Below are 23425 nucleotides of genomic sequence, written 5' to 3' on the forward strand. Positions count from 1 at the left end.
CGTATGTCACTGTTGGTGGAACGTGGCGTCCTGCCGGGCGGTCGTGGAGCCGACGCCCTGCACGTAGAGCAGGAACGCGAAGTGCCGCACGTACTGCCCCGGGGCGGAGTACGACTCGTAGGAGACGCCGGCCGGGTCGGCGAGACCGGCCCGCTGGTGGAAGGTGGCGCTGCTCTTGAAGGCGGCGCTGCCGTCGTTCCGCTCCACCCACACTTCGCCGTTCCTGCTGCGCAGGTAGTGGCCGGGGAAATTGGCGGACTCCAGCGAGACGGTGCCGCTGCCGGCGAGCCCGGTCACGGTGCGGAACTGAGAGTCGGCGAGGTGGGCGACGTCCGCCTCCAGCCTCCCGCGGTACTCCCAGTGCCTGATGTAGCGGTCGGGATAGTTGTACGAGGACAGGCGCTTCGGCGTGGCACCGTCGGCGACCGGAATGCCGAGATGGGGTGTGCCGTCGGCGTTCCAGTACAACTTCTGCACCCGGGTCCGGCGGTTGGGGTCGTTCAGCGGGTCACCGGTGATGTCCTTGTAGTTGCGGTCGTGGTAGACGAGCACGTCGCTCCTGCCGTCCTCCGACGTGGTGAAGGAGTTGTGGCCCGGACCGTACTGGCCGGTGGCGGCGTTGCTGGTGAAGACCGGGGTCGGGCTCTTCGTCCAGGCGGCGGGGTCGAGCAGGTTCCCCGAGGCCGGGGCGCTGAGCAGGCCGAGACAGTAGTTGCTGTCCGTCGCGGAGGCCGAGTACGTCATGAAGAGCCTGCCGCCGCGCTGGATCACGGCCGGACCCTCGTTGACCTTGAAACCGACGGTCTCCCAGCCGTAGGTGGGCACGGTCAGGCGTACCGGAGTGCCGGAGATGGTCCAGGGGTTGGCCAGCCGGGCGATGTAGACGTTGGAGTTGGTGTCGATCGCCGGATCCTTCTGCGCCCAGCTGAGGTAGCGGACGCCGTTCACCACGAAGGTGGTGGCGTCCAGCGCGAAGCTGTCCATCGGGGTGGCGATCCGGCCCTTCTCCGTCCAGCCGCCGGTCAGCGGATTCACGGCGGAGCTCTCCAGGGCGTACATCCGGATCTTCCATACGTCGTCCGCGCGTCCGGCGGCGAAGTAGACGTACCACTTGCCGTCGATGAAGTGGATTTCGGGGGCCCAGATGTGCGCGCCCATGTCGCCGGTGGCGTGCTTGGTCCAGATCACCGCTTCGGGAGCACTGGACAGGCCTTGGATGGTGGTGGCCCGGCGCAGGACGATGCGGTCGTACTCGGGGACGGTGGCGGTGAAGTAGTAGTAGCCGTCCGTGTGCTTGAAGATGTGCGGATCGGCCCGCTGGTTCACCAGGGGGTTGGTGTACGAGACGGCGGGCGACGCCGGTACCGCGGCCTGGGCGGGCGCCGGCAGCAGCAGGGCTGCCACCAGAGCCGCCGCGGCGACCAGAGCACCGTAGAGCTTGCTACGCATTCTCATGTGTTGCCTCTTCTCTTTCCGGCCCGGCGTCACAGGCCTCGCGCCACGCGGTAGTAGGCCTGGTTCCAGCGGATCTCCTGGGTGAACCGGCGGGTCGTGGTGTCCGCGTCGATCATCAGCAGTTCGGTGCCGAGCATGTCCGCGAGGTCACCCAGTTCCTCGGCGCCGACGGCACTCGACAGCACCGTGTGGTGCGGCGCTCCGGCGGTCAGCCACGCCTCGGTGGAGGTCCGCAGGTCGGGACGGGGCTGCCACACCGCGCGGGCCACCGGCAGTTTCGGCAGCGGTTCGAGGGGCTCCACCACGTCGATCTCGTTGGCGACCAGCCGGAAGCGGTCCCCCAGGTCGGCGAGCCCGACCACCACCGCCGGACCGGTGTGCGCGTCGAAGACGAGCCGGACCGGGTCCTCGCGCCCGCCGATGCCCAGCGGATGGATCTCGCAGGACGGCACACCCGCCGCGATGGTCGGGCAGACCTCCAGCATGTGGGCGCCGAGGATCAACTCCCGGCCGGGCTCCAGGTGGTAGGTGTAGTCCTCCATGAACGAGGTGCCCCCGGGCAGCCCGGCGGCCATCACCTTGAGGGTGCGCAGCAGGACCGAGGTCTTCCAGTCGCCCTCGCCGCCGAAGCCGTAGCCGTCGGCCATCAGCCGCTGCACGGCCAGGCCCGGAAGCTGGCGCAGCCCGCCGAGGTCCTCGAAGTTGGTGGTGAAGGCTCCGAAGCCGCCCTCGTCAAGGAAGCGGCGCATCCCGAGCTCGATGCGGGCGGCGTAGCGCAGCGAAGCGTGCCGGTCGCCGCCGGACCGCAGCTCGGCGGCGACCCGGTAGGTCTCCTCGTACTCCTTGACCAGCCCGGTGATGTCGGCGTCGGCGACCCCGTCCACCTCCTCCACCAGGTCGTTCACCCCGTACGTGTTCACCGAGACCCCGAAGCGGAGCTGCGCTTCGACCTTGTCGCCCTCGGTGACGGCCACGTCGCGCATGTTGTCGCCGAAACGGGCCAGCTTGAGACCGCTCAGCTCGGCCCGGCCCGCGGCGGCCCTGCTCCAGGAGGCGATCCGCGCGGCCACCGACGGGTCGGTGACGTGTCCGGCGACCGTCTTGCGCGCGACGCCCAGGCGGGACTGGATGTACCCGAACTCGCGGTCCCCGTGGGCGGCCTGGTTGAGGTTCATGAAGTCCATGTCGATGGACGACCACGGGAGTCCGACATTGGCCTGCGTGTGCAGGTGCAGCAGCGGCTTGCGCAGCGCGTCGAGTCCGGCGATCCACATCTTGGCCGGGGAGAAGGTGTGCATCCAGGCGATCAGGCCGATGCAGGCGTCGTCGGAGTTGGCGTCCAGACAGATGCGCCGGATCGCGTCGGCCTCGGTCAGGACGGGCTTCCAGACGATGCGGACGGGAAGGCCGGCGTCGCCGTCGAGCGCGCCGGCTATCCGCCGCGACTGCTCGGCGACCTGCCGCAGTGTGTCCTCGCCGTACAGACCCTGACTACCGGTCAGGAACCAGATCTCGCGGCCCTCGGGTGACGTCATGGAAAGCTCCTTATCGGGCAGCGCGCGGCTGGCCGTACACGTGTCGGTAGCGGTGGTTGAGGCGGTCGATGTCGCCTTGCGCGAGGGGCAGCGGCTCGCCGAGCTGGCGCGCGATGTGGACCGTACGGGCGACGTCCTCGCACATCACGGCCGCCTTGACGGCTGCCTTGGCGTCCTTGCCGATGGTGAAGACGCCGTGGTTCTTCATCAGAACGGCGGGGGAGCGGTGGCCCCGGAGCATCTCCACGATCCCGCGGCCGATCGAGTCGTCACCGATGAGCGCGAACGGGCCGACGGGGATCTCGGCGCCGAACTCGTCCGCCATGGCGGTCAGCACGCAGGGCACTGCCTCGCCCCGCGCGGCCCAGGCACTGGCATAGGTGGAATGCGTGTGCACCACCCCGCCGACGTGGGGCATGTGGCGATAGACGTAGGCGTGTGCGGCGGTGTCGGAGGAGGGCGAGTGGTCGCCTTCCACCACCTCGCCGTCCAGGTCACAGAGGATCATGTTCTGCGGGGACAGCTCTTCGTACGCGACCCCGCTGGGCTTGATCACCAGCAGGTCCTCGCCCGGGACGCGGGCCGAGACGTTGCCGGCCGTCCAGACGACGAGCTGGTACCGGACCAGGTCCTGGTGCAGGTCGCTGACCTGCCGGCGGAGCAGATCGATGGGTGACGTCATGGGTCAGACCTCGCTGTCGTGGGCGGTCAGGGCGTGGTTGCGGATGGCTCTGAGGCGGTGCATCTGCCGGTCGGGGTCGACGCCGAAGTGGTCGTGCAGCGCCCGGTACTCGGCGTACAGCGCGTCGTACGCCTCCGCGCGCGCCGGATCCGGCCGGTACACCGCGCGCTCCACGCGCCCCATGGCCGAGGCGGCGCCGCGTACGTCCGGGTAGGCGCCGGCGGCGACCGCCGCGTGGATGGCGGAGCCGACGGCCGGGCCCTGGGCGGACACGGCCAGCGAGACGGGGCGTCGCAGCACATCGGCGTGGATCTGCATCAGCAGGGCGTTCTTCTTCAATCCGCCGGTGACGATGAACTCGTGGACGGGGACGCCACCTTGTTCCAGGGCCTCGACGATCGTGCGGGCGCCGAAGGCGGTCGCCTCCAGCAGGGCCCGGTAGATCTCCTCGGGGCGGGTGGCCAGGGTGAGGCCGACGATGACGCCGGAGAGGTGGTGGTCGACCAGCGTGGAGCGGTTGCCGTTCATCCAGTCGAGGGCGACCAGGCCGTGCCCGCCCACCGGCTGGTCGGCGATCTTGCGCGTCAGCAGCTGATGCGGGTCCTCGCCGGTGGCGTCCGCCTCGGCCCGGTACGCGGCGGGCAGGCCTTGCTCCAGCCACCAGGCGAAGATGTCACCGACCGCGCTCTGCCCCGCTTCGTAGCCGTACGCACCCTCCACGATGCCGCCGTCCACGACTCCGCAGATGCCGGGGACGTCGGCGAGCGTGGGGCCGTTGACGACGTGGCAGGTGGAGGTGCCCATGACGGCGAGGAGCCGGCCGTTCTCGATGGCCTGCGCGGCGGCGGCCGCGACGTGGGCGTCGACGTTTCCGGCCGCGACGGCGATGCCCTGCGGCAGGCACGTCCAGGCGGCGGCCTCGGTCGTCAGCGACCCGGCCCTGGAGCCGAGGGGCGAGAGCGGGTGTGCGAGGCGGGTGCGGGCGAAGTCGGCGAAACCGGGGTGCAGCGCGCCGAGGTACTCCTCGCTCGGGTAGTGGCCGTCCTGGAGGATGCCCTTGTACCCGGCGGTGCACGTGTTGCGGGACTCGACTCCCGTCAGCTGCCAGACGATCCAGTCGGCCGCCTCGATCCAGCGCTCGGTGGCGGCGTACGTCGCCGGATCCTCCTCCAGGACCTGGAGGGCCTTGGCGTACTGCCACTCGGCGGAGATCTTGCCCCCGTACCGGGAGATCCACTTCTCGGCCCGCAGATGGGCGAGGCGGTTGATCCGGTCCGCCTGGTCCTGGGCGGCGTGGTGTTTCCAGAGCTTGGGCCAGGCGTGCGGACGCTCCCCCAGCCCGCACTCGGCGAGCGGGGTGCCGTCGCCGCGCACCGGAAGGACGGTGCAGGCGGTGAAGTCCGTGGCGATGGCGATGACGGCCGCCGGGTCGACGCCGGCGGCCGTCACGGCGGCGGGGACCGCGGTGCGCAGGACCTCACGCCAGTCCTCGGGGTGCTGCAGGGCCCAGTCGGGCGGCAACGGGGCGCCGGTGGTGGGCAGTACGCGGTCGATGACGCCGTGAGGGTAGGCGTGGACGGCGGAGCCGAGTTCCTCCCCGTCACGTACGCGGACCACCACGGCCCGGCCTTCGAGCGTGCCGAAGTCGACGCCGACGACGTAGGCCTCCGGTTCCTGGGGAGGAGTCACGGTCACGTTCCATCCTTCGTAGTAGCTGTGAGCGCCGACATTCATGCGCTGGTGAATCGCAACACCGTGGTGGACCGGTGCACTTCGCCCGGCCGCAGCACCACCGACGGGTACCCGGACCGGTTGGGCGAGTCGGGGAAGTGCTGGGTCTCCAGGGCGACACCGGCTCGGGCCGGGTAGCGGCTCCCGGACTTCCCGGTCAAGGACCCGTCGAAGTGGTTGCCCGTATAGATCTGCAGGCCCGGTTCGGTGGTGTGCACGTCCATCCGGCGGCCGGAGGCGGGGTCGCGGAGCACCGCGGCCCCGCGCATTGCGGCGCCTTCGCCGCCGCGCAGCACCCAGTTGTGGTCGAAGCCGCCGTCCCCGACCCGCAGTTGCGGGTGGTCCTGGTCGAGGACCGCACCGATTCGACGCGGTGACGTGAGATCGAAGGGCGTGCCGTGCACGGGCTCGGCAGGCCCCAGGGGGATGAGGCCCTCGTCGACGGGGAGGTAGTGGTCCGCGTCGCATCGCAACAGGTGGTCCTCGACGGTGCCCGCGCCCTCGCCCGCGAGGTTGAAGTAGGCGTGGTTGGTGAGGTTGACGACCGTGGGCCGGTCGGTGACGGCCGTGTAGTCGATCGTCAGAGTGCCGTCCCGGTCCAGGAGGTAGCGGACCGTGGCGTCGACGGTGCCCGGGAAGCCCTGGTCGCCGTCCGGGCTGCGCAGCCGCAGCCGCACTCCGGTGCGGTGCGCGCCTCCCACGGCCTCTGCGGACCACTCCCGCAGATCGAAACCTTCGGGGCCTCCGTGCAGGCTGTGTCCGGTGGGAAGCGTGTCCAGTCGGTGGAGCTCGCCGTCGAGCGGCAGCAGGCCTCCGCCGATCCGGTTGCCGTAGCGGCCCACGGTGGCACCCAGGTAGCGGGCGCGGCCGGACCATTCCCGTAGGTCGGCCGGGGCCAGGACGACATCGGCGAGGACTCCGTCACGGTCGGGGACGTGCAGGGCGTGCAGGCGCGCTCCCAGGGTGTGGACCTCGGCATGGACGCCCTCGTCGAAACCCAGGGTCCAGCGCTCAGTGCCGCTCCCGGGGTCCGGTGCGCGTACGACGTACGGCGTGCTCATGCCTGACGCCGGCCGGTGATGAGGCGCTGGAGGAGGATGAAGACGAAGAGCAGTCCGCCGATGACGATGCGGGTCCACCAGGAGCTGAGGGTTCCCTGGAAGCTGATGATCGTCTGGATGAGCCCGAGGACCATCACACCGAGAGCCGTCCCCAGGACGAAGCCCGAACCGCCGGTGAGCAGCGTGCCGCCGACGACGGTCGCGGCGATGGCGTCGAGTTCGAGGCCGACGCCGTGCAGCCCGTAGCCGGAGAGCATGTAGAAGGTGAGGAGTACGCCGCCCAGGGCGGAGCAGAAACCGCTGATGGCGTAGACGGCGATCTTCGTACGGGTCACCGGCAGCCCCATCAGCAGGGCCGACTGCTCACTGCCGCCGAGGGCGTAGACGTTGCGGCCGAGCCGGGTGCGGTGCAGGACGACGAAGGCGGCGAGCAGCACCAGCAGCGCGATGATGACGCTGGGGGAGACGAACAGGCCGCCCGGCAGCGACAGTCTGGTCTGGGCGACCGCGACGAAGGTGGGGTCGGTGATGGAGATCGACTCGGTGCTGATGGTGTAGCAGAGCCCGCGGGCGAGGAACATCCCGGCGAGGGTGACGATGAAGGGCTGGATGTCGAAGGTGTGGATGATCCAGCCCATCAGGGTGCCGGCCGCCGTGCCCATCGTGAGGACGAGCGGGATGACGAGCAGCGCAGGCCAGTCGTGCCGCTCGACGAGCCAGGCGGCGACCATGGTGGAGAGGGCGAGCATCGCTCCGACGGAGAGGTCGATGCCGCCGGTGAGGATGACGAAGGTCATGCCGATGGCGACGACGAGCAGGAACGAGTTGTCGATGAGCAGGTTGACCACCACCTGCCCGGAGAAGAAGCCCGTGTACTGCGCCGAGCCGACGGCGAACATGATCACCAGCAGGGCGGCGGTCACGAGGAGCGGGATGAACGCGCCGTTGCGGCGGAAGGTGTCCGTCAAGGTGCTCATGCGCCGACCTCGTGCTTCTCAACGTTCGGTGTGCGACCGGGGTTCGATGACGGGCGGGAGGGCGGGCGGCGCCGCAGCCGCACCTTGTCCCGGAAGGCCGACGACTGCACGAGGCACACCGCGATGACGACCAGGGCCTTGAAGACCAGCGTGGTCTCGGGCGGAATGCCCATCGAGTACACGCTGGTGGAGAGGGTCTGGATGATCAGTGCGCCGAGCACGGTCCCGCCGAGCGAGAAACGGCCTCCGGTCAGCGCGGCGCCGCCGATGACGACGGCGAGGATGGCGTCGAGTTCGATCCACAGGCCGGCGTTGTTCCCGTCGGCGCTGGAGACGTTCGAGCTGATCATCAGTCCGGCCATGGCGGCGCACAGGGCGCTGAACACGTAGACGAGGACGAGCAGTCCCGTGGCGCGGATGCCGACGAGCCGGCTGGCCGTGGGATTGCCGCCGACCGACTCGATGAGCAGGCCGAGTGCGGTGCGCCGGGTGAGGAGCCCGGTGAGGGCGACCAGTACGGCGGTGAGGAGCACGGCGAAGGGGATCGTAAGCCAGTGCCCGGCCCCGATGAACTTGTACGTGGGGCTGGAGACGGTGATGATCTGGCCGTCGGTGATGAGCTGGGCGACGCCCCGGCCGGCCACCATCAGGATGAGGGTCGCGATGATCGGCTGGACATCCAGTGCGGTGACCAGAACGCCGTTGATCAGGCCGAGGACCAGGGCGACGGCCAGCGAGATGCCGATGGCCTCGAACACCGTGGACAGAGCGGCCGGCTGACCGGACGTGACGATGTGTTCGCAGGCCAGAGCTCCGGAGATGGCCACGGTGGAGCCGACCGACAGGTCGATGCCGCGGGTGGCGATGACCAGGGACATGCCCAGGGCCACCAGCACCAGCGGCGCCCCGAACTGGAGGATGTCGATCAGGCTGCCGTAGAGGTGGCCGTCCCTGACCCGGATGCTGAAGAAGTCGTGGTGGAAGGCGACGTTGGCCAGCAGGAGTGCCAGCAGGACCGCGCCGGGCCAGAAGAGGCGGTGCTTGGTCATTTCCGGGCTCCGGTGGCGATGGTGGCCATGATGCGTTCCGGTGTGAGGGTGCCGTCGTTGGTCAGGGTTGCCACCATGTGGTGGTCGCGGAGGATGCCGACGCGGTGGCCGAGCCGCAGGACCTCGTCGAGTTCCGCGGAGATGAACAGCACCGCCATGCCCTCGCCGGACAGCCGCTGGACGAGTTTTTGGATCTCCGCCTTGGCACCGATGTCGATGCCGCGGGTGGGCTCGTCGAGGATCAGCAGGCGGGGCTCGGTCAGCAGCCAGCGGGCCAGGAGCACCTTCTGCTGGTTGCCGCCGCTGAGGTTGCGGATCTGCGTCTCCGGGTTGGCCGGGCGGATGTCCAGCGCGGAGATCCAGTGCCGGGCGAGTTCGTCCTGCTTGCTCCGGGGCAGCGGCCGGGCCCAGCCGCGAGCGGCCTGGAGGGCGAGGACGATGTTCTCGCGGACCGTCAGTTCACCGACCAGCCCCTCGGCCTTGCGGTTCTCCGAGCAGAAGGCGATCTTGTGGGCGATGGCCGCCCGGGGGCTGCGCAGCACGACGGGCTCACCGTTGACGGTGATGGTGCCCGCGTCGCTCTGGTCGGCGCCGAACAGCAGCCGGGCGGCTTCGGTGCGGCCCGAGCCGAGCAGGCCGGCCAGTCCGACGACCTCCCCGACGCGGATGTCCAGGTCGAAGGGGGCGATGGAACCGCGGCGCGCCAGGGCCTCGGCGCGCAGGAACGGTTCGCCGCCCGAGGCTCGCGCCGCTGCGGCGGCTTCGGCCCGCGCGGCGTCCGAGAGCACGTCCAGTTCGGCCAGTTCGCCTCCGATCATGCGCTGGACCAGCTGCACGCGGGTGAGGTCGTCGATCGCGTACTCGCCCTCAAGCCGTCCGTTGCGCAGGATGGTGACGCGGTCGCAGACGTCGTAGACCTGGTCGAGGAAGTGGGTGACGAAGGCGATCGCCACGCCCTTGTCCCGCAGCCGGCGCATCACGGTGAAGAGCTGCTGGACCTCGTCGCGGTCGAGGCTGGAGGTGGGCTCGTCGAGGATGAGCACCTTCGCGGAGATGTCGACGGCGCGCACGATCGCCACGAGCTGCTGAACGGCCAGGGAGCAGCTGCCGAGCGGGGCGCTGACATCGATGTCCAGGTCGAGGTCGCGCACCAGCTCGCGGGCACGGCGGCGCAGTTGCGGCCAGTGGATCAGGCCGAAGCGGCGCGGCTCGCGGCCGATGAGGATGTTCTCCGCCACCGAGAGGTTGGGGCAGAGGTTGACCTCCTGGTACACGGTGCTGATGCCGGCCTGCTGAGCCTGGAGGGGGCCCGCGATGCGGACGTCCTCGCCGGCCAGCGTGACGCTGCCGCCGTCGGACGCGTGGACCCCCGTCAGAACCTTGATGAGCGTGGACTTCCCCGCGCCGTTCTCGCCCATCAGGGCGTGTATCTCCCCGGGGAAGAGGCGCAGGTCGACTCCGTCGAGGGCGACGACGCCGGGGAACTCCTTCCGTACTCCCCGTAGTTCGAGGACAGGGCGGCGGCGGTCCGCGCCGGCCTCGGGGGTCCGGGACCTGTCAGTGGTGGGAGGGCCTGCCATCTGCCCGTCCTCTCTCGTGTCGCGAGCCGGGGGCACCGTCGGCACAGCGGTACCCCCGTATGTGTCATGGGTGGTTCGTGGTCGGCCGGACCGCGAGGCTTTCGGCCCCGGGACCCGTTCGCGCTGATCAGTACGTACGGCTCGGCAGGGCGGCCGCCGCCTGGTCCTGGGTGAAGACTCCCTCGGTGACCTTCAGGCGGGCCGGGACGGACTCGCCCTTGGCGACGCTCTGGGCGAGCTTCATCAGCTGGTCGCCGAGCATGGGGTTGCACTCGACCACGACGTTGATCTTGCCGTCGGCCATGGCCTGGAAGGCGTCCTTGATGCCGTCCACCGAGATGATCTTGATGTCGGTGCCGGGCTTCTTGCCGGCCTCCTCGATGGCCTGGATCGCGCCGAGCGCCATGTCGTCGTTGTGCGCGTACAGGACGTCGATGTCCGGCTGCGACTTGAGGAACGCCTGCATGACCTCCTTGCCCTTGGCGCGGGTGAAGTCACCGGTCTGAGAGGCCACGACCTTGAACTTCGGATCACCCTTGACGACGTCCGCGAAGCCGGCCTTGCGGTCGTTGGCGGGGGCGGAGCCGGTGGTTCCCTGGAGTTCGACGATGTTCACCGTCTCGTCCTTGCCCTGGTACTCCTTGACCAGCCAGTCACCGGCCTTCTTTCCCTCCTCGACGAAGTCGGAGCCGAGGAAGGTGGTGTAGAGGGAGGTGTCCGTCGAATCGACGGCGCGGTCGGTGAGGATGACCGGGATCTTGGCGTTCTTGGCCTCCTTGAGCACGGTGTCCCAGCCGGACTCGACCACCGGCGAGAAGGCGATCACGTCGACCCTCTGCTGGATGAAGGAGCGGATCGCCTTGATCTGGTTCTCCTGCTTCTGCTGCGCGTCGGAGAACTTCAGGGTGATGTCCGCGGCCTTGGCGGCGTCCTGCACCGACTTGGTGTTGGCGGTGCGCCAGCCGCTCTCCGCGCCGACCTGGGCGAAGCCGAGGACGAGAGCGCCGTCGCCGCCGCCCCCGCCCCCGTCGCCGGACTCGGCGGAGCAGGCGGTCAGCAGGGACACGGCCAGCAGTCCCGCGGCGACGGTGGAGACGACCTTCTTGGGCATGTGCGGTTCCTCTCGGGCTTCGAAACACACGTACGGCAGCGGAAGTCGGGTCCGTCCGCGGTGCGTGGAGGGCGGCGGGGGGGCCGCCTGAGGATCGGTACGACGTAACGGCTGGAGCGGTCTTGCCGGTTGGCCGCTGGAGTAGTGTGAGCGTTAACACTGCGGAAATACAAGATCCTGGCGGCACGTTTTCCATTCTTGGCGGGGCCGGGCCCCGTGAGATGATCGCGCTAACATCACGAGACCTCTCCTCGGCTCGTGTGCCCGGGCGACCCGTCAGTGGCGGCGTGTGTCCGTCAATTCCGCCTACCCCCAGGGAGATGCCCGTGCGTCAGTCCGCCGTGGACCGGCCCCCGACGATGGCGGACGTCGCCCGCGTGGCGGGCGTATCCCACCAGACCGTGTCCCGGGTCCTGAGCGGACACCCCAAAGTGCGCCCCACCACGCGCGCGGAGGTGCAACGGGCCATCGGTCAGCTGGGCTACCGACGCAACTCCGCGGCCCGCGCCCTCGCCACCCGGCGCACCCGCACGCTCGGCGTCATCGCCGTCAACACCGCACTCTACGGACCGGCGAGTACGCTCTGCGGACTGGAGGAGGCGGCGCGCGAACAGGGATACCTGGTCTCCGCCGTCAGTCTGCGCACCGTCGACAAGGACACCCTGACGCAGGCCATGGCGCACCTGGGCGAGTGGGGCGTGGAAGGCGTCGTGGCGATCACCTCCCAACGGCAGGCCGTGGAGGCGCTGATCGAACTGCCCACCCCCTTCCCCGTGGTCACGGTCGAGGGCGGGCACAACCGGTCCCTGCCCGGGGTGGCACTCGATCAGCACCTGGGAGCGCGGCTGGTGACGGAGCACCTGCTCGCCGCCGGCCACGAAACGGTGTGGCACGTCGCCGGCCCGCACGACTGGCTGGAGGCCGAGGCGCGCACCGCGGGCTGGCGGGCCGCGCTGGAGGACGCGGGAGCACCCGTACCCCCGGTGCTGGTGGGGGACTGGAGCCCCCTGTCCGGATTCCGCGTCGGTCAGCAGCTGGCCGGCCGCGTGGGCCGGCGCAGCGGCCCGGATCCGCAGCTCAGCGCCGTGTTCGTCGCCAACGACCAGATGGCGCTCGGCGTCCTGCGCGCGCTCGGCGAGGCCGGCGTGGCCACCCCGGCGGACGTGGCGGTCGCGGGCTTCGACGACATCCCCGAAGCGGAGTTCTTTCCGCCGCCGCTCACCACCGTCCGCCAGGACTTCGGCGCGATCGGTCGCGCCAGCATAGGACTGCTGATCGACAGCATCGAGGGAGGAGCGGTACGGGACACCCACCTGACCGTGGCCCCGCAGCTCATCGTCCGCGCCAGTACGGCCCGCCCGCGCACCTGAAGGCGGGCCAGGGGATTCAACGAGACGACGTCGAACCAGGCCGGCGAGCGGTACTGGCGCGGACGATGAGTTCCGGCTGGATGGTGATGTGGGTCGCCCCTGCCGCCCCTGCCGCCCCTGCAGCCCCTGCCGTCCCGGTCGTCCGGCCCTCGATGTTCTCCAGCAGCAGCGCGATGCTGCTGCGGCCGATCGCGGCGAAGTCCTGCCGGACGGTGGTGAGCGGCGGCGGAAAGAACTCGGCCTCCGGGATGTCGTCGAACCCGGCCACCGCCACGTCGGCGGGAGTCTGGATCCCCGCTTCACGCAGCGCCCGAAGCACCCCGAGAGCCATCTGATCGTTCGCCACGAACACCGCCGTGAGGCGGTTCGCTTCACCCCTGGCGCGACCCGAGGCGTGCCCCGCGAGCTGCTGGCCCGCGTGGTAGCCGGAAAGCGGGCTCCAATCCCCCTGGAGCACCGGAGGCACCTCGGCCCCCGATTCCCGCAGAGCGCTCTCCCATCCCGCGACGCGGGCCTCGCTCTCCAGCCAGTCCGGGGGGCCCGCCACGTGCCACACCGTGCGGTGTCCCGTGGCGAGCAGATGCTCGGTGACCATACGGGCGCCGAGCGCCTGGTCGAGCGAGACGCCGGGCACATCGAGGCCGCGACCGCCTTCGACCGCGACCACGGGGAACGGAGTGTGCGTGGCCGCGAGGGCCCGTACGGCCTCACGCTGCGAGGTGATGGCGATGACGCCCTCGACCCCCCAGGCGCTGAGGTGGTCCATGGCCTGGTTCAGCGCTGCCGGGGTAGCCGTGCGAAGCGTGACGGTCGACACCAGATACCCCTGGTCGCGGGCCGCTTCCTGGACCCCGGAGAGGATGCTCGCCGGTCCGTGGAGGGTGGTGTTCACCGCGATGACGCCAAGCGTGTGGGTACGGCGGGTGACCAGCGCGCGGGCAGCCGAGTTGCGCCGGTAGCCGAGCTGCGCGATGGCTCGGTTGACCTGCTCACGGGTCGTGTCCCGCACGTTCGGGTGGTCGCTGAGCACGCGTGACACGGTCTGGTGCGATACGCCCGCCACCCGGGCGACATCGGCCATGGTGGGCGCTCTCGTGGCGTCAGAGGGCTGGGGCAAGCCTCGTCCTTCTTCCTTCGCCGTGACCTGGTGAGCTACGTGCCCTACGGTACCCGCCCACCCGGACGGCCCGCGATGAACTGCGGCCCTCCAGGTCCCTACCCGGCGGCAACACTCGGATTGACGGTGTCGAAGTACACCCGGTCCGTGCCCGGATCCAGATGGAAGGCTCCGGCGTACGTCCCGCCCGTCACTTCGAGGTCGAAGGACTCGCTCCGGAGCCACCGCGCACCCTGGGGCATGAACCCGGCGAGTTCTTCCGGAAGGTCGCTCGGCGGAGCGGGCTCGAAATTCCGTTGAGGCACCCCGGTGAGGGCGGCGACCGTGCCCGCCTTCAGCTGAGCGGTTCCCACGACACGGACATCGGTGGGGCCCGGAACGGACATCCTCGAATCGATGCCCAATGCCGTGCCCAGCCAGTGCGCGTCGGCCAGCGGGCCGAGCGCGGCGAACCGCCGCTCCAACGGCTCCAGATCCGTGCGCACCTCGCTGCCCTCCGCACGCTTCGGGGTCGACGTACACGCCGCGAGCACCGCCACCGCGCCCAGCGCGAGCATCCCCCGACGTCCCATCCCCACCAAGCCACCCACAGGCTGCCCTCCCCGAACTTCCGCACGCCGGCCCGATCGTAGCGGGGGCTCACGGCTCCCCGTAAGGGATCCTGGTCAGGGCTGCCGTGCGCGGTGCAGATCGCGCAGCAGGGCGATCTCGGCTCCGTGGTGCAGGACTTCCTGGTTGACCCACCACACGATCTCGACGAACGGCTCCTCCGGGTCGCTGCCGTGGGGATAGGTGGAGTGACCGACGGTGTCGAGCGCGGCGTCATCGGTGCTCAGCAGCGCCTTCCGCCAGGCCGTGGCAGCGGCGTCGAAGGCGGCGACCGCGCTCGTCACGTCTCCGCTGACGGGGTAGTCGTCCCGGGTGAGGGTGTGGCCGCCGGCCGTGTGGTCGGCGCGGAGGGTCAGCATCTCGCTCAGGTGGCTCAGGCGCCAGGCGATGGTGGTGAAGGGCGGCGGCCACGGGTGCGGGTAGGACGCGGCGTCGCGTCCCCAGTCGCCGGTGCCGGCCAGGAAGGTCGCGCGCGAACCGGGGCCGTCCGCACGCCGCCGGACCGACCAGCAGTCCGGCACCGGCTCCCAGAAGTACTCCTCATCGGTCATGGGACCGACCTTGGTGTCCGAACCGTCGCCGCTGTCCATCACCGGCCCTGTCATGCGGTGGGCCAGGCGCTCACACGCGAAGTCGAACTGCTGCAACAACGGAGTCAGGCGAGGTGCTGCCACTGAAACGCTCCCGTGGTGAGTTGGCAGGGGCTTGGAGGAGGACGAACTGATGACCCGCCAGCGTGGCACGACCGGCAGCGCCCGGCCTCTCATTTTTTCCTCTGTCCACCCTGGGCGCGGCCGCCGTGGGCCGATATCCCGGGCTGATGGAACGCCGTAAGCGCCGGGCCGTCCGCGCAGCCGCCACAGTCAGCAGTCACAACCCGCCCACGGCGTCCACGACTTCGTCGCTCACGACATCAGCGGCGTCGCAGTCCGCCAGTGTCATGGCCGACAAGGACCCGCGGGCCAGGATCGAACGGGCAGGCCTTGCCGCACCGGCTCGACCGACCGTACGGTCCACATGGTGCGGGAGCCGGCCCCACGAGCCGAGCCGCACCTCCCTCCCCGGCGCGGGCCAACTCACCGGACCCGTCGGCCGGTTCGACGGCATCGGCCGCCGGCGCGGACCGCACTCGCCCGCGGAGCCGCCGCCACGCTCCACCGGGGGGTGAGTCACCCCGGCGAGACCGTCCGGCGGACCGTCACCACCGACACCGGCGGCAGCCGTGCCCGCGGAGGCCGCGGAGTGGGCGGGACCGGTCTGCTCACCCCACCGAACGGCGGCACGGCACCGGGAAAAAAGCGCGGTCGCCCGTGCGGCCGCCGAGCGGGCGGCGCGGCAGGGCGTCACCTACCTCGACGGCACGATCATGGCGCCCCCCGGCCACGCGTACGGCGCCGATTTCCGTCGGCAACGCTCGGCAAGGGGGCGTTCATGACCGCTTGGGCCTTCGGCCGGAGCCCCGGTAGCCCTCCGGGGCGACCATGGCGGTCAGCCCGTAGTCCAGTTCCGCGCCGTCGACGAGCAGGGCCTCGACCGTGCGCGTACGCGGGTCGATGTCGGCCTCGACGCCTTGTCCGCGGTAGCGCGGGTATCCCGAGGCTCCCCTCTCGCCGGTCGCCTCGACCACGGCCGACCGCAGGGCCTTGTCCGCCGGGGCGGCGTCGCCCAGGTTCTCGATGTGCTCGGGCACCAGCAGGATCTCGAAGCTCTGCGGCTCAGTGGTCATGCCCCGAAGCTAGACATCCCCCCTCCCGGCATGCAAGAACCGCCGCGCGCCTCTCGTACGCTCTCAGGACCACGGCAGTCAGATGAAGAGGAACACGATGAGCGGCGAATCCCCGAGCAAGATCCTCCTTGTGGCGAAGGAGCGCACGCTCCGCACGCTGCTGGAGCGCCTTCTGGTGGGCGGGGGCTTCGCCGTGGTCGACGGCGGGAGCGGGGTGGACGTCATCGCGCTGCTGGACGGCGAGGCCCCGATCAGCCTCGTCGTCTGCGAGCGCACCGGACCGGGTCTGGACGAGGTGGCGATGTTCGAGGAGATCCGCCGGCACCCCGGTCACGGGCGCGTGCCGATCCTCGCGCTGCCGCCCGCGGACCCGGAGTGCACGGCCCGCGCCCTGGAGGCGGGTGTGGACGACTGCCTCGCGAAGCCGTTCCACCCCACCGAATTCCTGGCCCGCGTCGAGCGCCTCGCGCACGCCGGGCGGTAGCCCGGAGGCTGTGGTGCCCTGGCACTGGGTGCCGGGCGCCTAGCCCCGGGCGGCGGGTCAGTGCGCCCCCCACCCGCCGTCGAGCGGTAGCGAGGCGCCCGTGACATAGCCGGTGTGCGGTCCGCAGAGCCACACGGCGACCGCGGCGACCTCCTCCGGCTCGATCAGCCGCTTGATCGCGGAGCGGCGCAGCAGCACCTCGCCGATGACCTCCTCGGGTGCGACGCCGTGCGCGGCGGCCTGGGCGGCGATCTGCCCCTCGACCAGCGGCGTGCGTACGTAGCCGGGGTTGACGCAGTTGCTGGTCACCCCGTGCGCGGCGCCTTCGAGGGCGGCGACCTTGCTCAGGCCCTCCAGGCCGTGCTTGGCGGCGACGTAGGCGGACTTGAAGGGGCTGGCCCGCAGGCCGTGCACGCTGGAGATGTTCACCACCCGGCCCCAGCCCCGCTCGTACATGTACGGAAGACAGTGGCGCAGCAGCAGGAACGGCGCGGTGACCATCACCTTCTGGAGCAGCTCGAAGCGGTCCGGCGGAAAGTCCTCGATCGCCGCCACGTGCTGCGTCCCGGCGCTGTTGACCAGGATGTCCACCGCACGGGGGAGCCCGCGCAGGGCGTCGGCGTCCGCGAGGTCCACCCCGTGCGCCCGCCCTCCCACCGTCTTGGCGACCTCCTCGGCCGCGGCGGCGTCGAGGTCGGCCACGTGCACGAAGGCACCGGCCGCGGCCAGTGCCCGCGCGCAGGCCCGGCCGATCCCGCCGCCGCCTCCGGTCACGAGGGCGGTGCGCCCTGCGAGATCCGCACCGCCCGGGGGAGTCGCGCCCCATTCACTCGTCATGGTGGGAACGCTAAGGACCGCTCGGCCCCGCGGCCCATGTGCGCGGCCACCACACTCGCCGGCCCCCGCGTGTCGCATCCCGCCACCGGCCTGCCGCCGGGCCCCGCCGTCACGGGCGGCACTGAGGTGGGCCCTGGCGGGTAGGCGCCACACACGACCACGCCACTCTTCCCGAGGAGGCCCGAGATGATGACCGGAACACCCTCGCCCACCACCACGGTGCTGCGGCCGTACGGCACCCCGCTCCCGCTCGGATTCCTCGGGCTGGCCGGGGGTGCCTTCCTGCTCGCAGGGGTGCAGCTCGACTGGATCGAGGGGATGGAGAGCCACGTCGTGCCGCTGATCCTGCTGACCTATGCCTTCCCGCTCCAGTTGCTGGCGTCCCTCCTCGCCTTCCGGTGCCGGGACTCCGTGGCGGGCACCGCCATGGGCGTGCTCGCCGGAACCTGGCTGGCCGCCGGCGCCGGAATCGCGGGCTGGCCGCCGAGCGAGGACGCGCGGGCGCTCGGGATGTTCCTGATCCTGGCCGCGGTCGCGCTGCTGGTGCCGATCGTCGCCGACGGGCTGGAGCGCCCCGCCGCCTCGGCGGCCCTGGCGGCGGCCGCCGTGACGTTCCTGCTGACCGGCATCCACGCGCTCACCGGCGCCGGCGGCTGGCAGGCCGCCTCGGGCGTCGCCGCCCTGGTGCTCACCGCGCTAGCGCTGTACGCGGCGGCCGCCTTCGCCCTGGAGGACAGCCGGGGCCACCCCGTGCTCCCGGTGGGCCGCCACGGGCGCGCCGCCCACGCGGTCGCGGACGGTACCGAGCCCGGCATACGCCCGGAACTCTGACCGGCGCCCGCCGGGCCGACCGCCTCAGTGCCCGCTGCGCCGGTTCGGCAGCAGCTCCTGCGCCTTCGCCTTCAGCCCCTGCTTCACGACACGGGCCCGCTCGCCCAGGTCCCCGTCGCCCCGGGCCAGCGAGGCCACCGTCGCCTCGATCTGCTCCCACGTCGAGTGCGGCGGAATCGGCGGCACCGCGGGATCCGTACGGAAGTCGAGCACCGTGGGGCCGTCCGCCGCCAGGGCCGTGCGCCAGGCCTCCTCGACCTGCCCGGGATCCGTCACCCGGATCCCGTCCAGCCCCAGCGACCGGGCGAAGTCCGCGTACGGCACGTCCGGGATCGCCTGCGAGGCCTCGAAGGGCGGGCTGCCGCCCATGGCCCGCATCTCCCAGCTGACCTGGTTGAGGTCCTGGTTGTTCCAGACCGCCACCACCAGCCGCGGATCGGTCCACTCGGTGGCGTACTTGGCCACCGTCACCAGCTCCGCGAGCCCGTTCATCTGCATCGCCCCGTCACCCACCAGCGCGATAGCAGGCCGGTCCGGGTGCGCGAACTTCGCGCCGATCGCGTACGGGACCGCGCTGCCCATCGTGGCCAGCGTCCCGGAGAGGGTGCCGCGCATCGTGCCGCGCATCGTCAGGTGGCGGGCGTACCAGTTCGCCATCGAGCCGGAGTCCGCCGTGATCATCGCGTCGTCCGGGAGCAGCGGATCGAGCGCGTGCGCCACGTACTCCGGATTGACCGGATCGGCCGACAGCGCCGCCCGCCCCTCCATGACCGCCTTCCACCGGTGCACGTTCGCGATGACCTTCTCCTGCCAGGAGCGGTCCTCCTTGCGGGCCAGCAGGGGCAGCAGTTTGCGCAGGGTCACCGACGCGTCCCCGACCAGGTTGACCTCGTACGGGTAGCGCAGCCCCACCAGATGCGGGTCGATGTCGATCTGTACGGCCCGCGCCTGCCCGTACGGCGGGAGGAACTCGGAGTAGGGGAAGTTGGAGCCGATGGTCAGCAGGGTGTCGCAGTCGCGCATCAGCTCGTACGAGGGACGGGTGCCCAGGAGCCCGATGGCGCCGGTGACGTACGGGAGCTCGTCACTGAGCACGTCCTTTCCCAGCAGCGCCTTCGCCACGCCCGCGCCGAGCAGCTCGGCCGCCTGCGCCACCTCCTCGGCGGCGCCCGCGGCGCCCTGGCCGATGAGCACGGCCACCCGCTGTCCCTCGTCGAGGACATCGGCCGCGCGCTGCACCGAGCGGTCGTCGGGCACGGGGGTCCAGTCGCTCGAATCAAGGCTGGACGGGACCATCCTGTGGGCGTGGGTCGGTGGCTGGTACGGGAGCTGCTGGACGTCGGCCGGCACGATCACGGCCGTCGGCGCCCGCCGGGCGTACGCGGTACGCACCGCGCGGTCCAGCACGTTCGGCAGCTGCTCCGGGACGGTGAGCGTCTCCAGGTAGGCGGACGCCACGTCCTTGAACAGGCTGTGCAGGTCCACCTCCTGCTGGTACGAGCCGCCCATCGCGCTGCGGTCGGTCTGCCCGATCACGGCCACCACCGGCACATGGTCCAGCTTGGCGTCGTACAGCCCGTTGAGCAGATGGACGGCCCCGGGCCCGGAGGTCGCCACACAGACGCCGACGTGCCCGGAGAACTTGGCGTAGCCCACGGCCTCCAGGGCGGCCATCTCCTCGTGGCGGGCCTGGATGAAGCGCGGATCGTCGCCCGCCCGGACCCAGGCCGACAGCAGTCCGTTGATGCCGTCGCCCGGATACCCGAAGACGTGCGTCACGCCCCAGGCCCGCAGCCGCTCCAGGATCCGGTCCGAAACTCGCGGCCCCTTCATCAGCCTCTCCTCCGTTCGGGGCAGCACCCACGGCTACCGGGGTGCGGTGGAAGTCGGGCACCCTACGGGCGGCTGCCCCGCAGGTCGTCGTTCATGCCCGGAGCGAGGCCGGCGCGGCGGCATGGACCGGCCCCGGCGGGGCAGGTGCCGGGCATGACGGCGACCGGAGGGCGGCGGAGCGGAAGCCGGGGTTCACACGAGGGAGTGCCGTCCGGTCGCACGGCATACGGCGCCGGTGGCGCCCCGGCGGACGCCCGGGGTGGGCTCACCATGGGCGTGGAGGAGGAGTTCTTCCTGGTCGACGTCCGTACGCGGGCACCGGTGCCCCGTGCGCCCGAGGTGCTCAAGACCGCCGCCGCCGTGCTGGGGCCGCAGGCGCAGGCAGAGTTCTACACCTGCCAGTTCGAGGTGTGCACGCGTCCCGCCTCTTCGGCCGCCGAACTGCGCGCCGACCTGGAGACGCTGCGCACCACCGCCGGCCGGGCGGCGCGGGAGGCGGGCTGCCTGCTCGTGGGCACGGGCACGGCCGTGGTGCCGCCGCTCGAGCCGGTCTCCGTGACCGACACCCCGCGGTACCGGCGGATGGCCAGGGACTTCCGCCCGATGGTGGACGGCAGGCTCGGAGTCGTGTGCGGCTGCCACGTGCACATCGGCTCGCTGGACCGCCCCCGCGCCCTGGCACTGTCCAACCGGCTGCGCCCCTACCTGCCCGTGCTCCAGGCCCTCGCGGTGAACTCGCCGTACGCGGACGGCGTCGACAGCGGCTTCGCCAGCTGGCGCTCCATCGTCTTCGAACGCTGGCCGACGGCGGGGCCGGCCCCGCTGCTCGACCTGGCCGGCTACGAGGAGGCCGCGGACGACATGGTGCGGTCCGGGGTCCTGCTCGACCGGCGGATGATCTACTGGTACGCGCGCCCCTCCGAGCACGTGCCCACCCTCGAGATCCGGATCGCGGACGTCAACGCCGACCTGGACACGACCGTGCTCCTCGCCCTGCTCGTCCGGGGACTGTGCGCGACGCTCATGGCGGAACCGGGGTGGGAGGACACCGCGCCACCGGCCGTGCCGGCCGACCGGCTGCGGGCCGCCCACCACCACGCGGCCCGCTACGGCCACGGCGCCGACCTGCTGGACGCCCTCACCGGCGAGCTCGTGCCCGCCCGCGCCCTGACCGCCGACCTGATGCGCCGCGCCGCGCCGGGCCTGGCGGAGACCGGTGACCTCGCGGAAACCGAGCGCCTGCTGGCCGGCCTGTGGTCGGCGGGCAGCGGAGCGGAACGCCAGCGTGCAGTCCACCGCCGTACGGGCAGCCTGCAGGCGGTGGTGGACCAGCTGGCGGCCACCACCATGGGGGACATCTCCTGAAGCCGTGCGAGCCGCCTCAGGCGGGACCCGCACCGTCGCCCGGTCCGGCCGGGGCGGCGACGCCGAAGAGGGCGCCCTCGGGATCCCGCAAGGTGGTGCCCTCGACGGCGGGGTCCCCGGCGGCGATGACGTGACCGCCGAACTCGGTGGCCGCCTTCACGGCGGCTTCGACGTCGGGCACCCGGAAATGGACGCGCCAGCGCGGGCGGATATGCGGGTCGGGGGCCCCGGCCAGGGCGCCACCCCGCAGGCGGGCGACGGTGTGGCGCCCGTGGCGCAGCAGGATGTGCTCGCTCTCCGCATGGAAGGAGACCTCGCAGCAGCCGGGATCGTCGCAGGCCCACTGCAGGACCTCGCCGTAGAAGATCGAGGCGTCGAACGCGTCGCGGGTGCGCAGTTCCAGCCACGCCGGGGCGGCGGCGCCGTCCAGGCCCCAGTCGGGGATGGCATCCCCCTGCCAGATCCCGAAGGCCGCCCCGTCGCGGTCCGCCGCGAGGGCGGCCCGGCCCGTGCCGTAGGACAGGGGGCCGACGGCGACGGTTCCGCTGCGTTCGAGGATGCGCGCGGCGGTGAGGTCGGCGTCGTCGACGGCGAAGTAGGGCAGCCAGGCCACCGGGACCGGGAAGGTCTGCGTCAGGGCGCCGATGCCGGCCACGGGGACCCCGTCGCTGAAGCCGACGGCAAACGTGTCCTCGTGGAGCCGGGCGGCGGGGAAATCCCAGCCGAGAACCGCGCCGTAGAACTCCTGGGCCGCACGGAGGTCACGGGCCATGAGACTGACCCAGCACGGTGCGCCGAACGCTTGGTGACTCGATGTCGACACGACACAACCCCATCCGCCTGCGGGACCCCTTTCCAAGATACTCGCGCCCGCCACCGGCAAGGGTGGCGAGCGGCGGATGCTTGGGCCGCCCGGGGGGCTGCGCCACCTGAGGCAGGGCCGCCGGCGTCCGCGTCCCTACCACTCAGTACGGGCGGTTTCGAGTCCTGGGCGGGGCGCTTGCCGGTGGTGAGGAAGGCGGTGACGGCCCGCTCGCCGCAGGCGTTGCCGTTGCCGTGGTGGACGGCGTGCCCGCTTGGCTCAACCACGACCGGCCGGGCGCGTGCGCCCTCGCCGGGACATCCCCCGTGCCTCAGGGCAGAGCCACTCCCCGGGCCGTGGTCCAGAGCCGGTACCACTCCTCGTGGGTCAGGTCCGGCTCGCGCAGGGCCGCGTCGCGGCAGGCGCGGATCCGCTCGGGGCGTGCGGTGCCGATCACCGGCGCGATCGCGGCCGGGTGCCGGATCAGCCACCACAGCAGGACCGACTCGGGCCTCGTGTCCTTCTGCCGGGCGAGATCGGCCAGGAGCTCGGCGGTGGCCACTTCGGCGGGCGTCTGCTGGCGGCCGGTGAAGCGGCCCTGGGCCAGCGCGCCCCAGGCCTGCAGGCGGATGCCGTGGTCGCGGCAGTGCTCCAGCGTGCCGAGCGGGAAGCCGCCGCGGGCGCCCTCGCCGGTGTTGACCAGTACTCCCGCCTCGACCCAGTCGCGACTGTGCAGGCTCATCTCCAGCTGGTTCGCCACCAGCGGTACGCCGAGACGTGCCTGGAGGTGCGCGATCTGCGCGGCCCCCATGTTCGACACGCCGAAGCGCCGCACGACCCTGCTGGTGGAGGGACGTCAACGCCGAGGCGATCGAGTCCACGTCCGCCAGGGGATCGGGACGGTGCAGCAGAAGGACGTCGATCACGTCGGTCCGCAGCCGGGTCAGGCTTTCCTCGACCCGCCGCACGATGCTCTTCTCGCGCAGGTCGTACATGCCCGGACCGTCCGGACCGGCCAGCCGGATCCCGCACTTGGTCTGGAGGGTGATGCGCGCCCGCAGCCCCGGCGTCCGCGCGAGCACCTCGCCGAACACGGCCTCGGCCTTGCCGTGGCGGTAGATGTCGGCGTGGTCGAAGGCGGTGATCCCGCTGTCGAGGGCGGTGCCGATCGCCGCCTCGGCGGCGTCGATGTCAGCCGGCCCGTACGGGCCGGGCTCCCAGCTGCCGCCCAGCCCCATGCACCCGTACATCACCCGGTCGTCGCCCGTAC

20 protein-coding genes and 2 pseudogenes are annotated in these 23425 nt (G+C 71.5%); 4 read left to right on the top strand and 18 right to left on the bottom strand.

The window, feature by feature from the left end; all coding sequences use genetic code 11:
* Positions 1–6: 6 nt before the first annotated feature.
* From ACWDYJ_RS06420 to ACWDYJ_RS06460, 9 genes are all read right to left on the bottom strand, one after another.
* Positions 7–1449, bottom strand: coding sequence for a family 43 glycosylhydrolase (locus tag ACWDYJ_RS06420; protein ID WP_451564357.1), 1443 nt, complete (start codon positions 1447–1449; stop codon positions 7–9).
* A gap of 35 nt (positions 1450–1484) precedes the next feature.
* A complete protein-coding gene (gene araA, locus ACWDYJ_RS06425; RefSeq protein WP_451564326.1) occupies positions 1485–2990 on the bottom strand; it encodes an L-arabinose isomerase in 1506 nt (501 codons plus the stop codon).
* A gap of 10 nt (positions 2991–3000) precedes the next feature.
* Complete coding sequence (locus ACWDYJ_RS06430; protein ID WP_451564327.1) at positions 3001–3672, bottom strand: L-ribulose-5-phosphate 4-epimerase; 672 nt, start codon at positions 3670–3672, stop codon at positions 3001–3003.
* Between the two features lie 3 nt (positions 3673–3675).
* On the bottom strand, positions 3676–5367 hold the full coding sequence (locus ACWDYJ_RS06435) for a ribulokinase (protein ID WP_451564328.1): 1692 nt from the start codon (positions 5365–5367) through the stop codon (positions 3676–3678).
* A gap of 35 nt (positions 5368–5402) precedes the next feature.
* Positions 5403–6464, bottom strand: coding sequence for an aldose epimerase family protein (locus ACWDYJ_RS06440; RefSeq protein ID WP_451564329.1), 1062 nt, complete (start codon positions 6462–6464; stop codon positions 5403–5405).
* Positions 6461–7441, bottom strand: a complete 981-nt coding sequence (gene yjfF, locus ACWDYJ_RS06445) for a galactofuranose ABC transporter, permease protein YjfF (RefSeq protein ID WP_451564330.1) — start codon at positions 7439–7441, stop codon at positions 6461–6463. Before yjfF ends, ACWDYJ_RS06440 begins: the two co-directional genes overlap by 4 nt.
* Positions 7438–8490, bottom strand: coding sequence for an ABC transporter permease (locus ACWDYJ_RS06450; protein ID WP_451564331.1), 1053 nt, complete (start codon positions 8488–8490; stop codon positions 7438–7440). Before ACWDYJ_RS06450 ends, yjfF begins: the two co-directional genes overlap by 4 nt.
* Positions 8487–10070: a sugar ABC transporter ATP-binding protein gene (locus ACWDYJ_RS06455; protein WP_451564332.1), complete on the bottom strand. Its 1584-nt coding sequence runs from the start codon at positions 10068–10070 to the stop codon at positions 8487–8489. The genes ACWDYJ_RS06450 and ACWDYJ_RS06455 overlap by 4 nt, the downstream gene beginning before the upstream one ends.
* Positions 10071–10197: 127 nt before the next feature.
* On the bottom strand, positions 10198–11181 hold the full coding sequence (locus ACWDYJ_RS06460; protein WP_451564333.1) for an ABC transporter substrate-binding protein: 984 nt from the start codon (positions 11179–11181) through the stop codon (positions 10198–10200).
* Between the two features lie 359 nt (positions 11182–11540).
* Here ACWDYJ_RS06460 and ACWDYJ_RS06465 point away from each other — a divergent pair, with 359 nt between their 5' ends.
* On the top strand, positions 11541–12551 hold the full coding sequence (locus ACWDYJ_RS06465; protein WP_451564358.1) for a LacI family DNA-binding transcriptional regulator: 1011 nt from the start codon (positions 11541–11543) through the stop codon (positions 12549–12551).
* A gap of 16 nt (positions 12552–12567) precedes the next feature.
* On the opposite strand, the gene ACWDYJ_RS06470 is transcribed toward ACWDYJ_RS06465, so the two are convergent.
* From ACWDYJ_RS06470 to ACWDYJ_RS06485, 4 genes are all read right to left on the bottom strand, one after another.
* Positions 12568–13668 (bottom strand): LacI family DNA-binding transcriptional regulator, encoded by a 1101-nt coding sequence (locus ACWDYJ_RS06470; RefSeq protein ID WP_451564334.1) that lies wholly within the window; start codon positions 13666–13668, stop codon positions 12568–12570.
* A gap of 98 nt (positions 13669–13766) precedes the next feature.
* Complete coding sequence (locus ACWDYJ_RS06475; protein ID WP_451564335.1) at positions 13767–14240, bottom strand: hypothetical protein; 474 nt, start codon at positions 14238–14240, stop codon at positions 13767–13769.
* A 93-nt stretch (positions 14241–14333) separates the two neighbouring features.
* Positions 14334–14951, bottom strand: coding sequence for a DinB family protein (locus tag ACWDYJ_RS06480; protein ID WP_451564336.1), 618 nt, complete (start codon positions 14949–14951; stop codon positions 14334–14336).
* Positions 14952–15706: 755 nt separating this feature from the next.
* Positions 15707–16003 (bottom strand): hypothetical protein, encoded by a 297-nt coding sequence (locus tag ACWDYJ_RS06485; RefSeq protein ID WP_451564337.1) that lies wholly within the window; start codon positions 16001–16003, stop codon positions 15707–15709.
* Positions 16004–16100: 97 nt separating this feature from the next.
* Here ACWDYJ_RS06485 and ACWDYJ_RS06490 point away from each other — a divergent pair, with 97 nt between their 5' ends.
* Positions 16101–16487, top strand: coding sequence for a response regulator (locus ACWDYJ_RS06490; protein WP_451564338.1), 387 nt, complete (start codon positions 16101–16103; stop codon positions 16485–16487).
* Between the two features lie 57 nt (positions 16488–16544).
* Here the strand turns inward: ACWDYJ_RS06490 and ACWDYJ_RS06495 are convergent, their stop codons facing one another.
* Complete coding sequence (locus tag ACWDYJ_RS06495; RefSeq protein ID WP_451564339.1) at positions 16545–17324, bottom strand: 3-hydroxybutyrate dehydrogenase; 780 nt, start codon at positions 17322–17324, stop codon at positions 16545–16547.
* Positions 17325–17510: 186 nt separating this feature from the next.
* Between ACWDYJ_RS06495 and ACWDYJ_RS06500 the strand changes: the two genes are divergently transcribed.
* Entirely contained in the window at positions 17511–18155 is a 645-nt protein-coding gene (locus tag ACWDYJ_RS06500; RefSeq protein ID WP_451564340.1) for a GPR1/FUN34/YaaH family transporter, read from the top strand.
* A gap of 24 nt (positions 18156–18179) precedes the next feature.
* Here ACWDYJ_RS06500 and ACWDYJ_RS06505 read toward each other — a convergent pair whose 3' ends face one another.
* A complete protein-coding gene (locus ACWDYJ_RS06505; protein ID WP_451564341.1) occupies positions 18180–19988 on the bottom strand; it encodes a thiamine pyrophosphate-requiring protein in 1809 nt (602 codons plus the stop codon).
* Between the two features lie 270 nt (positions 19989–20258).
* Between ACWDYJ_RS06505 and ACWDYJ_RS06510 the strand changes: the two genes are divergently transcribed.
* A complete protein-coding gene (locus ACWDYJ_RS06510; protein ID WP_451564342.1) occupies positions 20259–21353 on the top strand; it encodes a carboxylate-amine ligase in 1095 nt (364 codons plus the stop codon).
* 16 nt (positions 21354–21369) lie between these two features.
* On the opposite strand, the gene ACWDYJ_RS06515 is transcribed toward ACWDYJ_RS06510, so the two are convergent.
* The 3 genes and pseudogenes from ACWDYJ_RS06515 to ACWDYJ_RS06525 form a co-directional block, all read right to left on the bottom strand.
* Positions 21370–22125 carry a VOC family protein gene (locus ACWDYJ_RS06515; protein WP_451564343.1) on the bottom strand — a complete coding sequence of 252 codons (756 nt, stop codon included), beginning with the start codon at positions 22123–22125 and terminating at the stop codon, positions 21370–21372.
* Between the two features lie 221 nt (positions 22126–22346).
* Positions 22347–22532 (bottom strand): annotated as a pseudogene (locus ACWDYJ_RS06520) (alpha/beta hydrolase); the annotation flags it as partial.
* A pseudogene (locus ACWDYJ_RS06525) lies at positions 22487–23405 on the bottom strand (aldo/keto reductase). The pseudogenes ACWDYJ_RS06520 and ACWDYJ_RS06525, both read right to left, overlap by 46 nt.
* Positions 23406–23425 lie beyond the last annotated feature (20 nt).

It is taken from the genome of Streptomyces sp. NPDC003042 (genome assembly GCF_053591315.1).